Raw genomic sequence first — 12,035 nt, forward strand, 5'->3', positions numbered from 1 at the left:
CTTACTCGGATGGACGGAAGGGGACCGCAGACAATGGTGAGGACGTTTCCCCGCATTCTTGCTTGCGGCGATAGCGCCTTGTCGGTTGAGCTCGCGGATACCATCGACGAAGCCGTCAGCGAACGGGTGATCGCGCTTGCCGCGAGCATGGCCGACAGCCCGGTGGATGGCGTCGAGGAACTGGTGCCGACCTACCGCTCGCTGATGGTGGTCTACGATCCCGCCGTCGTTCGAGGCCGCAGCCTGGCGCTGACGCTGCAGCAGCGGCTGGATACGCTGGTAGTTGGCAGCGTCCACCCGCAGCGCTTCGACGTCCCCGTTGTCTATGGCGGCGCGGTGGGACTGGATTTGCAGGAACTTGCCGGCATGAAGGGGATGACGGTGTCCCAGCTTATAGAGCTCCATTCCTCCGTCGAATACCGGGTCTACATGATAGGCTTTGCGCCAGGGTTTGCCTATCTCGGCGGCCTGCCGGAGATTTTGCACACGCCGCGACTGCCCACGCCCCGCCAGAGGATCGAGGCCGGCGCCATCGGTATCGGAGGCAAGCAGGCAAGCATCAATTCCGTTCCCGGGCCGAGCGGCTGGCGCTTTATCGGCCGGACGCTGCTTCGCCTGTTCGACCCCTCCCGCGCCACGCCCTTCCTGCTCGGTGCCGGTGATCGGGTCCGCTTCCGGCCCGTCAGCGAAGACGAGGCATCGCAGTTCGAGCGTACCTCGGCTGCGGGGGAGGGGGCGACGTCATGAGCTTCCTCGAAATCCATGGCACGGGACCGATGACGACCGTCCAGGATCTCGGGCGGAAAGGCCTGCAGCATGCCGGCGTCTCCGGTGCCGGCCCTATGGACGGGCCGTCGTTTCGTATCGCCAATGCCCTTGTCGGCAACCCCGCAACATCGGCTGCGCTCGAGTTTGCTGCCGTCGGCGGTCGTTTTACAGTCACCCGGCCGGTTCGCTTTGCCGTCACCGGTGGCGATGTCGATGTCAGGATCGATGGAAGCAAGGTCCACCCGTGGGAAAGCCATCACCTGTTGCCCGGCATGACGCTCGCCATCGACGCGCTCCGCGACTGCGTCTGGGGATATCTGGCGATCTCGGGCGGCATCGATACCGTTCCGGTTCTCGGATCGCGTTCCACCCATTTGCGCACCGGGCTCGGTGGCTACGAAGGCCGGCGGCTGGAGATTGGCGACCGGTTGCCCCTCGGCGACGCTGCCCCGTTGCCCAACCTTGCCCTTCGGCAGCCCTTTCGGCGCAGTGGCGGCCCGATCCGCGTCATCTGCGGGCCGCAGGACGATTATTTTTCCAATGCCGCAGTGGAGACGTTTCTCGAGGCATCGTTCGTGGTGTCGGCCGCGCGGGATCGCATGGCCCAGATGCTCGACGGGCCGCCAATTGCAGCAGACGGCGGGCATGACATCGTTTCGGACGGTACCTCGGCCGGCTCGATCCAGGTGCCGTCGTCCGGCAGGCTGATCGTGCTGATGGCCGAGCGACAGACGACCGGCGGCTATCCGAAGATTGCCACGGTGGCCTCCGTCGACCTGCCTCGCCTGGCGCAGGCGGTCAGCGGCCGGTCCATCCGCTTTGCCCGCATCGCGCAGGAACAGGCCGAGGAATTGCTGGTCGCCGAGAGACATCTTCTAGGCGGCATCCTCGACAACCTCGCCGTCAAGCCCGAAAGCAGCGATCGATCAGGAGGCAGAGTGTCATGAGCCAGCCGCTTGCCCAACGGGCCTATGGCAAAATCATCGAAATGATCCTGTCCGGCGCGCTGACGCCGGGAGATGCGCTGCAGGAGGCGAAGCTGGGCGAAACGCTCGACATGTCGCGGACGCCGGTGCGCGAAGCGATCAAGCGTATCGAGGCCGAAGGTCTGGCTGTGCAGGATGGTCGCTTCCTCAAGGTGCGAAGGCTGACGGCGGCCGAAGTGGAGGAAATCTTCTTCCTGCGCCGGGTGCTGGAATCCCATTGTGCCCAGCAGGCGGTCGCGGCGCCACCGGCGGTGCTGGAGGCGCTCGAATTGCGGGTCCGCCGCCTGCACGACGAAGGTCCCGGCGAAGAAGACGAGCAGAGACGGGTGGATGACGACCTCCACCGGGTTATCGCCGAGGCCAGCCGCAGCGAGATGATGGTGTCCACAATTGCCGACCTGCGCCGCCGGACCTGCATGTTCGACCACACCCATCTGCCGGACCGCTTCCTGAAAAGCTGCGAGGAGCATCTGGGAATTCTTGCAGCCTTGCGCAGCGGCGATGGCGACCGTGCAGCTCTGCTGATGGCCGAGCATGTCACCCACGCACGCGACGCGGTTCTCGAGAAGCTCGCGCTACCCCCCGGAGGAACCGGCGCATGAGATGCCTTGTCGTTCAGCCGGTCCATGCCGATGGACTGGATTTGTTGCGCCGCGCCGGCGTCGAACCCGTGCTCTGCCCGAAGCCGGACATGGAAACGGTCGCACGGATGATCTCCGGCTGCGATGCGGCGATCACGCGTGACGCCGGCCTTTCGGCTGAGGCCATCGGTGCCAGCGACATCCTGCGCGTCATCGTCGTGCACGGCGCCGGCCACGATGCGGTCGATAAGGATGCAGCCTCCGAGAAGGGCATCCTTGTCTGCAACACACCGGGCGCCAATGCGCGGTCGGTGTCCGAACTGGCATTGGCGCTGGCGCTGGCTGCGGCCCGGCGTATTCCAGCCGCCGACCGTAGCGAACGCGGCGGCGCCCATGGTTTTCGCGAGCGCGAGACGTTCACCGAACTTTCCGGCAAGACCGCGCTGATCGTCGGCTGGGGCGCCACCGGCGCCGGTCTTGGACATATGCTCAAGGCGGCACTCGATATGCGGGTGCTGGTCTATTCGCCACGCGTCGCCGATATCGATGGTTTCGAGCGCGTGACGACGCTGGAGGCGGGATTGCAGCAGGCGGACCTTGTGTCGCTCCATACGCCGCTGCGCCCGGAGACGAAGCACCTCATCGGCGAACGGGCGCTTTCGCTCATCAGGCATGGTGCAATTCTGGTCAACACCGCACGCGCCGGACTGGTCGACGAAGAAGCATTGGCCGCTGCCCTCGATACCGGCCGCGTGTCGGCAGCCGGTCTCGATGTCTATAGCCATGACGCGCCCTTGGGGCCGCTAGCCTCGACCGGCCGAGTGATTTTCACGCCGCATCTCGGTGGCGCGACCGAAGAAGCCTTGCGCCGCGTGGCCGTAGGGTCCGCCCGCAACGTGTTGACTGCTCTCTCCGGCGAGCGGCCGGCGACCGCCCTCAACGATCCCTTGAGGATATCCCGATGAGCGACAAGGAAACACTGGCGCAGCAGGCCTACCGGGACATCAAGCAGCGCATCCTCGAAGGTGCCATCAAGGCCGGCGACCTGCTGACCGAGCGGACACTGGCAGTCGAATCCGGCATTTCCCGCACGCCGCTCAGGGCCGCGATCTCGAGGCTCCAGAAGGAAGGCGTGGTCTCTCGCCTGACCAACGGCACCCTGATGATCCTGCCGGTCACCGTCGAGCAGTTGCTGGAGATCATCCAGATCCGCCGTCTCCTCGAAGGGGCGGCGGCAGCCCGTGCGGCGGGGCGGCCGATGACGGCGGCACTTGTCGAGGCGCGCCGGGTCATGCGCGCCTATGTCGAAGCCGAGGATGTCGCCTTCGATCGTTTCTGGATGGACGACGACGCATTCCACGAGGCCGTCGCCGAAGCTGCCGGTCTGCGTCTTCTGCCCGGCATGCTGCAGGAAATGCGCAGCATCGCGCGCCGCTGCACGATCACGCGCACCCATGACCGGTTCGCTGAACAGGCTGCCGAGCACATCGCCGTCATCGACGCCATCGAGGCGCAGGATGCGGATGCCGCCGCTGCTGCCATGGAGGCGCATTTCGACAGCGTCCGCAGCCGGTTTCTGAAATGGCTCGCGCGCTGAGCGTTCATCACTGTCTGACCATCCGTTCTTCCGTCCCGATCCCGGGACGACATGCCTGAACCGAGTACCGTGACATGCCTGACTATGCCGAATTCCGAGGTTGCGAGGCCTCGTTCCCCGAGAGCGAGTTCAAGGCGCGGCAGGACCGCGCCCGGGTGGCCATCGCTGCTGCCGGCCACCGGGCGCTGATCGTCACGACGCCCGAAAACATCTTCTGGCTGACCGGCCGCCAGACTGCGGGCTATTTTGCCTTCCAGGCGCTGGTCATGCCGGTCGAGGGGGAGGCGACACTGCTGGTTCGCCAGCTTGAACTGGTGGGCTCGATCGCCAATACCTGGCTCAACGACATCGTCGTCTATCAGGACGGCGAGGCGCCGGCGGCGGTCCTGGCCGAGGTCCTGCGCGAACGTGGCATTCACCGGCCTGCTATCGAGCTCGGCGGCTGGTTTCTGCCGCCGGTCCTGGCAGACGAGATCTCGCTCCGGACGGGGGGGAACGCGCTCATCGACGGTTCCGGCATCATTGCCCCTCTCCGGGCGGTGAAGTCGCCTGCGGAACTTGCCGCCATCCGGCTGGCAGCCACCTACGCGCAGGCAGGGATTGCGGCCGGGATTGCGGCCTGCGGCGCCGGGACTGACGAAAATGCCATCGCCGCTGCCATGCTCGATGCGGCCACGCGCGCAGGGTCCGAGGCAATGGCGATGGAGCCGCTGGTGTCGTCAGGGCCCCGCAGCGGCCTGCCGCACATGACGTGGCGCCGCCGCCGTCTCGAGGTCGGCGATCCGGTGTTCCTCGAACTAGCCGGCAGCCATGCCCGCTATCATGCCGCGCTGATGCGAATGGTGTGGATCGGCGGGCCACCCGTCGAAGCACGGCGGATGATGGATTGCTCGCTTCATGCGCTCGAGGCTGCGCTGCATGAAGTCAGGCCGGGTGTGCCGTGCTCGGCGGCGCACGAGGCAGCCCAGCGGGTCATCGACGATGGCGGCTACACCGCGGCATTCCGTAAGCGGATCGGCTATTCCATGGGCGTCGCCTTTGCTCCGGATTGGGGGGAGGGCGGCATGCTCAGTCTGTTTTCCGGCGTGGATAGGATAATCGAGCCCGGCATGGTGTTTCACCTGCCGGCGACCTTGCGCAGCTACGGCGTCTGGACGGTCGGCGCTTCCGAAACCGTCATCGTCACCGAAGAAGGCTGCGAACCTCTGTCTACCCTGTCACGCGATCTAACCATCCGGTAAAGCCGGTTCCTCCCCGTTGCACCACTGAAAAGGACATCTCCATGCGTTCGCTTTTCCATCTCGCCTACCATGTCACCGATCTCGATGAGGCGCGTCAGTTCTATGGCGGCGTGCTTGGCTGCGAAGAGGGCCGGTCCACCGACACCTGGGTGGATTTCAACTTTTTCGGACACCAGATTTCACTGCATCTCGGCAAGCCGTTCGAGGTCACCCGCACCGGCAAGGTGGGCGATCACATGGTAATGATGCCGCATCTCGGCGTCGTCCTGCCGCTCGATGCCTGGCTTGCGCTGTCCGAACGGCTGCAGCATGCGGGCATTGCTTTCGACATACCGCCGGTCATACGGTTTGAAGGCGAGCCGGGCGAGCAGCGCACGATGTTCTTCTTCGATCCGAGCGGCAATCCGATCGAGGTCAAGGGGTTCAAGGATTTCGACGGCGTTTTCGCCCATTGAGGCCAAGCCACCGGCGGCTCCGGCCGCCGGCTCTTCCGTCATTGCATTAGGCGCTCACCACCAATATGCGGGCGAGCGGGTCAGCAGTTCATTTTCATGTCCGCCGATAATCAGGATGTCTTCGAAGAACGCGGCCCCGACCCCATCGAGTGATAGGAATGCTTCGACACCGAACACCATGTTTTCGTCGACGACATCGTCCGGCTGCGACATGACAGTCGAGATCCGCGGCTGTTCGAAGCCGAGGCCTATCCCGTGCCCGTAGAACGGGAAATTCTTCATGATCGGCGAGACCGATCCGCCAAAGGCAGCTGTCAGGCGGTCGCCTTCGGCAGCGACGTCCAGAAGCTTCGTTCCGGGGCGCATCATGTCGGACAGGCGATGGACGATGTTTGCCGCTGCCTCGATCAGCCTCCGCTGGTCGGCGGTCGGCCTGCCGCGCACGCCAGTACGGCCGGGGTCGAGATAGTAACCCTGGTAAAAGGCGCCGTGCAGCGTGCCGGTGACGATATCGCCCGGCTTCGGCGTATCGGCGCTGTAGCCTGTTAACGGAAAGCGCTGGTCGAAGCCGAGGGTTTCGCCGTGGTTGGTGCCGATCATCTGCAGCCGGCCGCCTCGCCGCACCACTTCGCGGGCTGCCTCGCCGGCCGCTTCCCGCTCTGAAAGGCCCGACGTCAGACCCTCCATCAGGCGATTGAGCCCGGCCGTGGCCGTCTCGCCGCCGATGCGATAGCACTCCAGCTCAAGCGGGCTCTTGATCCGCCGCGCGGCGCGCACCAGGTCGTCTGCGGGCACCCAGTCGATACCGGGCGCTTCCTCGAGCAGTTGCTGGTAGAATTTCATCGGGATGAACTGTGTACCGACCAGCGCCACGCGGCCCGTGATGCCCCTGTCGTTCAACGCCTTCGCCACGCTGCGGAAGGGATGGTTCGAACAATGCGCGTCGGAGATGGAGACGAGATCGGTTCGAACCTCGGGTTCGTCGATGTGGAGCTGCGGCTCCTTGCCCTGTTGAAGAATGATGCCCGAGAACGAACGCGCCGACCAGATCAGCGAATCCGTGCCGCCGCTGATAGCGTAGTGGTTCGAAAGATAGAGGATGTCGCCGCAATTATCCGTGGTCCCGCCGCCACGTCCGAAGACGACCGCCGTCTCGAAGTCGTGCGCCCGCATAACCTCCAGCACCCTGTCCCACCGGCTTTGATATTCGTGCAGCGGGAAATAGCGGCTCATCGTCAAACTCCTGTCGGCGGACCATGGCGCCAGTGGCTGCGTGCGCAGATCCTACGCATTCAGGGCGGCGGCGGATTGGCAAAACGTCGAAACTTCACCGGCACGGAAATTGGGTACACCAAGCGTGTTCCCAAGTCAAACCTCGGAGCTTCTTCGATTGATTATTTAATGGGCCGGGTGAAATTTTAATCAATCAGAACAGTCTGATGACGGGCCGGCTGGTAAATGTATGAAATCAGTTCTTGAATTCCAGCGGTATACTGAATACCCTTCCTGTGGGCGGTAAGGCAAAGGCAATCCCGGCAACAGGCTTAGAGCCATTCCCGGGGTGAGAGTATTGGGTAACCGAACGATGACAGACATTTCCGAGACGGCAATTGCTGGCCAAGCTACACCGCCCCCCACGACACCGCTTCTGGTCCTCAAGGACATCCGAAAGAGCTTTGGCGACAACGAGGTCCTGAAGGGTGTTTCGCTTGCGGTCGAGCCCGGCGAGGTGGTTTCGATCATTGGCGCCAGCGGCTCCGGCAAAAGCACTTTCCTGCGCTCGATCAACGGCCTCGAGATGCCGCAATCCGGCTTCCTGAAGTTCGAGGAACTGTCTTTCGATTTCCGCACGGAATCGCGTTTTCTTCCGACTCCGGCGCAGATGCAGTCGCTGCGGACCCGCGTCGGCATGGTCTTCCAGAGCTACAATCTCTGGCCGCACATGACGGTGCTCGAAAACGTCATCCATGCGCCGATGAAACTGTTGAAGCTTCCCAAGGCACAGGCCGTCGAAGAGGCGGAGGCACTGCTGTCGCGCATCGGTCTCTACGACAAGCGCCACAGCTATCCGTCCCGGCTTTCCGGCGGCCAGCAGCAGCGCGTCGCCATCGTCCGGGCGCTGGCGATGAAACCGCGTCTGATGCTGTTCGACGAGGTGACCTCGGCCCTCGATCCCGAACTGGTGCACGAGGTTCTCGTGCTGATGGCTTCGCTTGCCGCCGAGGGCATGACGATGCTCCTGGTGACCCACGAGATTGCCTTTGCGCGCGACGTGTCGTCCCGCGTCCTGTTTTTCGACAAGGGCGTTATCGCCGAAACGGGGTCGCGCGATATTCTGCGCAACCCCGGCAGCGACCGGCTGCGGCAGTTCCTCCATCGCATCCTTCACGATGGCCTGGCCTATGGCTCCGCGCCTGCTGAAACTATCGAGGGAGCATGATGATGCTGGCTGATTTCCTGGGGGATGTCCGTCTTTACGGATCCGGCTTCCTGATGGCATCCTGGACCGTCTTCTGGCTGACGATCCTCACCATTGTCGTCAGCTGGATTTGCGGTCTGCTCGCAGCCCTCGGCCAGCGGTCGAAATGGCGTGCCGTTCGCTCGGTCACGGCCTTCTACATCTGGTTCATTCGCGGCACGCCGACGATCATCCAGATATTCATCGTCTATTTCGGCTTTCCGCAGGTCGGGATCCGGTTGTCGCCGTTTACCGCCGGCGTGCTGGCGCTCGGCATAAACAGCGGCGCGTATGTGGCTGAAATCATCCGCAGCGGCCTCATGGCGATCCCGCGCGGGCAGACCGAATCCGCACTGGCGATCGGCTTCAGCCAGGCTGCCACGATGCGGACGATCGTCTTGCCGCAGGTCTTCCGCATCGTTCTGCCGTCGCTCACCAACGAGGCGATCTCGACGCTGAAGAATACCTCGTTGCTGTCGACAATTACGGTTGTGGAATTGACGCTCTACGCCCAGACGCTGATCGCGATGACCTTCCGCCCGTTCGATTTCTACATTGCGGTTGCGGTCATCTACCTGCTGCTGACGACGATCCTGACCCAGCTTGCCGCCTGGCTGGAGCGCCACTACGCGGTGAACAGCTGAGGCACCCTGCCTATTCCTCGTGCGCCATGCCCGAAGAAACTGACCCCGGTTGCAAACGACAGGGGATATCGATCAAGAAAAATGAAGGGAACAGTCATGAAACGCCAGCTTATCGCCCTTGCGCTTGCCGCAGCGGCCGCCTTTTCCACTCACGCTCCGGCTTCGGCCGCCGATCTCGAACTGCTGCAACCCGGCAAATTGCTGGTGGCTACCGAGGGCACCTTTCCGCCGTTCAGCATGCGTGGTGCCGATGGCAGCCTCGACGGCCTGGAAATCCGCGTCATGAAGGAGATTTCCAAACGTCTCGGTCTCGAATACACACCGGTCATCATCAAGTGGGAATCGCTGTTGATCGGGTTGCAGGCCGACCAGTATGATATCACCAGCGACGCCATGGATATCACGCCCGAGCGCCAGAAGCAGGTCGTCTTTGCCGATGGCTGGCTCGAATCCGGCGCGGCTGTGGTCGTTCCGAAGGGCTCCGCCATCAAGACGCCTGCCGATCTCAAGGGCAAATCCGTCGGGGCGCTGGCATCCTCGACCTTCGCCAAGCTGGCAGAAGACAAGGGCGCCACGGTCAAGGCCTATAAGGCCGAGACGGACGGCATCCAGGATCTCCTCAACGGCAACATCGACGCCGAGATCACCGACGCCATCGGGGCCGGCTACATGATTAAGTCGGCGAAGATGCCGCTCGAGGTGCTTCCGGAAGCCATCAGCCATATCCAGAAGGGTTTTGCGGTCAAGAAAGGCAAGCCTGAATTCGTCAAGGCCGTCAACAAGGCTCTGGCCGAGATGGTTGCCGACGGCACCTATGCCAAGCTGACGACAGATCTCGTCGGCTTCGATCCAGCGCCGAAGAATCCCATCAGGACTATCCAGTAAGGCTCACTGCCGACATCGCCTAGCAGGTCGCTGCAGCGGTTTTGCCGTAGCAGCGATCTCTATCGTCAATAATTTAAAACAAAAGAGATCGATCATTACCTTGCCTTGAAAGCCGTATCGTGTGAACAGGTTATATATCCTGACAGACAGAGACTTGTGGAAAGCAACCATGAAGTTCAAACTGCATACCTTCGGTCGCTTAAGACTTGTTGATCGCGTCGGTGATGTTTCTTTTCCTGAAAAAGCTCTTTTAGCGCTCTGTTATCTTCTTGATACCAAGCAGATGGAAGCAAAGCGCGAAGATGTGGCCGCGTTACTGTGGAGTGGCTCAAGTCAATCCGGCCTGCTCGCCAACATGCGCAAGCTCATCTCCCGGATCAAGGACAGGCAGCTCGAACTCGGTGCCGAATTCCTGACGTTTACCGACAAGACAATTCGCGTGGAGATCGGCTCGCTCGATTTCGACCTCACATCCATCGACACTCTGGAAGACGAGGACGCGGTCCGCTCCCTGCACCGGATGTTGAATGTCATTGGTCCGGAGTTTCTCCAGGACTTCGTGCCCATGGACACACTGCTCGACGCCTGGGTCGAGGAAAAACGCAAGGGCTGTTCAGACCGGTTGCTGCGGGCGTTCAAACGCGCCTTGCCGATGCTCTCGGCCCGGGGCTGCGACGACGTGATGCGGACAGCCGCGCTCCGCCTATTCACGCTCTACCCTCAGGACGAAGAGGTCCAGCGCTTCCTTCTCGAATGCTCGGGGAGCGAGGGTAGCCTGGAGGGTTTGTCATCCGGCGCGAGCCTGAAGGAGGAGACGCCATCCGGCTCTGCGGATGCGGGGCAAGACCTGCTTTCGCTGGATCTGGCGGGCCGGATGTTCAACAAGCAGTTTGCGGAGGCCCGCGCGTTGCTGCTGGCTCGCCCGTCGCCGTTCCTGTCTCCCTACGGCGGCGGCCATCTCAAGCTGCCGCGTCTGGCACTTCTGCCGCCGCAACTCGACAGCGGAAATATTGTCGCGACGCTGCTTGCGGCCTCCCTGATCGAAGACATCACGATCGGTTTCGGCGCCCTGAAAAGCGTGCGCGTGATCGCACCCCATACGGCTGGCCAGTTTTCCCGCGATCCGGACAAGGCTGCGACATTCGCCCGCCATTCCATTTCCTACATCCTCGACACCCGGATCAGCTACGATGAGGAGGTTTCGCTCTTTGCCCAGCTGATTTCCTTTGCCAATGACGAGATCGTCTGGGCTGAACGTTTCAGCCTCGATGCCTCCAACCTGACGCGCCAGAGGCGGGAAATTTCCAAGCGTATCGCGGTGACCGTTGCCTCGCAGATTGAGCGGGACGAGCTGTCACGGGCTTATTTCGAGGCCAGCCCGGAGGCCTATCACAGCTATCTGGTTGGGCAGCGTCATCTCAAGGATCTGACATTGCCGAATCTGCGCCGGGCCCGTCGGGAATTCCGGTCCGCGCTGCAAACCAACCCGCATTTTGCTCCGGCGCTGAGCGGTATAGCGCGCACCTATTCCAAGGAGTGGTTGCTCACGGCGCGCGGCGACCAGGAATTGCTGGCCTCGGCTGCGGAGTTTTCCACCAAGGCGATTGCTGCCGGTGCAGATCTCGGCGGAGGGTATCGCGAGTTGGGAGTGGTCAGGCTGCTGCAGGGGGACCTCGACGAGAGCGTCGAGGCGATGAAGCTTGCCGAGAAGCTCAGCCCGCACAATGCCGATATTATCGCCGACCATGCCGATACGCTGGTTCATTATTCGCAGCCGGCGGCGGCGATGGAAAAAATAGTCAATGCCATCGACCTCAACCCGCTGACACCTGACACCTACCTTTGGACTGCCGCCGGTGCCAGCTACTGCCTCTTGAATTTCGAGGCTGCCCTGGCCTATATCGCCATGACGCACGACAAGAGCCTTACCAATAGGCTCTCTGCGGCCTGCTGGGCGATGCTCGGCGACATCAGGAAGGCGCGTTCCTTCGTGCGCAAGGCGCGGCAGAGCAATCCTGATTTCGATGTGGATAAGTGGCTTTCAGTCATCGCCATGAAAGAACAGTGGCAGAAAGATCTGTATCGCGAAGGCCTGCGAAAAGCTGGATTTTAGGCAGACACGAGGGGGAACATCGATGGCGAAAGTGGTCGTATTCGGACTGCCAGGGGAAGACGGCTTGTGGATCGCGGATCTTGCTGCGGGGACAGTGACCGCTCTTGCCGCACCGACTTCCGGAGCGCTCAAGCAAGCGAACGATCTAAGGACGGCCGGCGCAACGGTCGTAAAAGAGGTCGATCTGGCTGTTGCCGTCAGCAGCACGGCCGACGTGGCCTCCGGTTTCCTCGACGGCTAGGGCCTCGTTTCCCGGGTTGCGCGGCGAGGTGGCAGAGGCTACCACAGTCGGGCAATCACACGCTGC

At 62.6% G+C, this 12,035-nt stretch carries 13 protein-coding genes; 12 read left to right on the forward strand and 1 reads right to left on the reverse strand.

From position 1 onward, the window contains the following. Positions 1–33 precede the first annotated feature (33 nt). The 7 genes from pxpB (at position 34) to J5289_RS23535 (ending at position 5,628) form a co-directional block, all read left to right on the forward strand. Positions 34–747, forward strand: a complete 714-nt coding sequence (gene pxpB / locus J5289_RS23505) for a 5-oxoprolinase subunit PxpB (RefSeq protein ID WP_209186364.1) — start codon at positions 34–36, stop codon at positions 745–747. Beyond that, positions 744–1,715 (forward strand): biotin-dependent carboxyltransferase family protein, encoded by a 972-nt coding sequence (locus J5289_RS23510; protein WP_209207143.1) that lies wholly within the window; start codon positions 744–746, stop codon positions 1,713–1,715. Before pxpB ends, J5289_RS23510 begins: the two co-directional genes overlap by 4 nt. Beyond that, positions 1,712–2,356: a GntR family transcriptional regulator gene (locus tag J5289_RS23515; RefSeq protein ID WP_209207142.1), complete on the forward strand. Its 645-nt coding sequence runs from the start codon at positions 1,712–1,714 to the stop codon at positions 2,354–2,356. Before J5289_RS23510 ends, J5289_RS23515 begins: the two co-directional genes overlap by 4 nt. Next, positions 2,353–3,300: an NAD(P)-dependent oxidoreductase gene (locus J5289_RS23520; RefSeq protein ID WP_209207141.1), complete on the forward strand. Its 948-nt coding sequence runs from the start codon at positions 2,353–2,355 to the stop codon at positions 3,298–3,300. Before J5289_RS23515 ends, J5289_RS23520 begins: the two co-directional genes overlap by 4 nt. Next, entirely contained in the window at positions 3,297–3,932 is a 636-nt protein-coding gene (locus J5289_RS23525) for a GntR family transcriptional regulator (RefSeq protein ID WP_142830843.1), read from the forward strand. Before J5289_RS23520 ends, J5289_RS23525 begins: the two co-directional genes overlap by 4 nt. A gap of 74 nt (positions 3,933–4,006) precedes the next feature. Then, entirely contained in the window at positions 4,007–5,173 is a 1,167-nt protein-coding gene (locus J5289_RS23530; protein WP_142830845.1) for a Xaa-Pro peptidase family protein, read from the forward strand. A 41-nt stretch (positions 5,174–5,214) separates the two neighbouring features. After that, entirely contained in the window at positions 5,215–5,628 is a 414-nt protein-coding gene (locus tag J5289_RS23535; protein ID WP_142830847.1) for a VOC family protein, read from the forward strand. 54 nt (positions 5,629–5,682) lie between these two features. Here the strand turns inward: J5289_RS23535 and J5289_RS23540 are convergent, their stop codons facing one another. After that, positions 5,683–6,861, reverse strand: a complete 1,179-nt coding sequence (locus J5289_RS23540) for a M24 family metallopeptidase (protein ID WP_143123163.1) — start codon at positions 6,859–6,861, stop codon at positions 5,683–5,685. A gap of 352 nt (positions 6,862–7,213) precedes the next feature. Here J5289_RS23540 and J5289_RS23545 point away from each other — a divergent pair, with 352 nt between their 5' ends. The 5 genes from J5289_RS23545 to J5289_RS23565 all read left to right on the forward strand — a co-directional run bounded on the left by J5289_RS23545 (position 7,214) and on the right by J5289_RS23565 (position 11,969). Beyond that, positions 7,214–8,068 (forward strand): amino acid ABC transporter ATP-binding protein, encoded by an 855-nt coding sequence (locus J5289_RS23545; protein WP_142830851.1) that lies wholly within the window; start codon positions 7,214–7,216, stop codon positions 8,066–8,068. Further along, positions 8,065–8,730: an amino acid ABC transporter permease gene (locus tag J5289_RS23550; protein ID WP_374108596.1), complete on the forward strand. Its 666-nt coding sequence runs from the start codon at positions 8,065–8,067 to the stop codon at positions 8,728–8,730. Before J5289_RS23545 ends, J5289_RS23550 begins: the two co-directional genes overlap by 4 nt. A gap of 96 nt (positions 8,731–8,826) precedes the next feature. Next, on the forward strand, positions 8,827–9,615 hold the full coding sequence (locus tag J5289_RS23555; protein WP_209207139.1) for a transporter substrate-binding domain-containing protein: 789 nt from the start codon (positions 8,827–8,829) through the stop codon (positions 9,613–9,615). A gap of 169 nt (positions 9,616–9,784) precedes the next feature. Continuing rightward, positions 9,785–11,728 carry a hypothetical protein gene (locus J5289_RS23560; protein ID WP_209207138.1) on the forward strand — a complete coding sequence of 648 codons (1,944 nt, stop codon included), beginning with the start codon at positions 9,785–9,787 and terminating at the stop codon, positions 11,726–11,728. 22 nt (positions 11,729–11,750) lie between these two features. Continuing rightward, on the forward strand, positions 11,751–11,969 hold the full coding sequence (locus tag J5289_RS23565; protein ID WP_142830859.1) for a hypothetical protein: 219 nt from the start codon (positions 11,751–11,753) through the stop codon (positions 11,967–11,969). Positions 11,970–12,035: the final 66 nt, after the last annotated feature.

This window comes from Rhizobium sp. B230/85 (assembly GCF_019355735.1).
Classification (GTDB): domain Bacteria; phylum Pseudomonadota; class Alphaproteobacteria; order Rhizobiales; family Rhizobiaceae; genus Rhizobium; species Rhizobium rhododendri.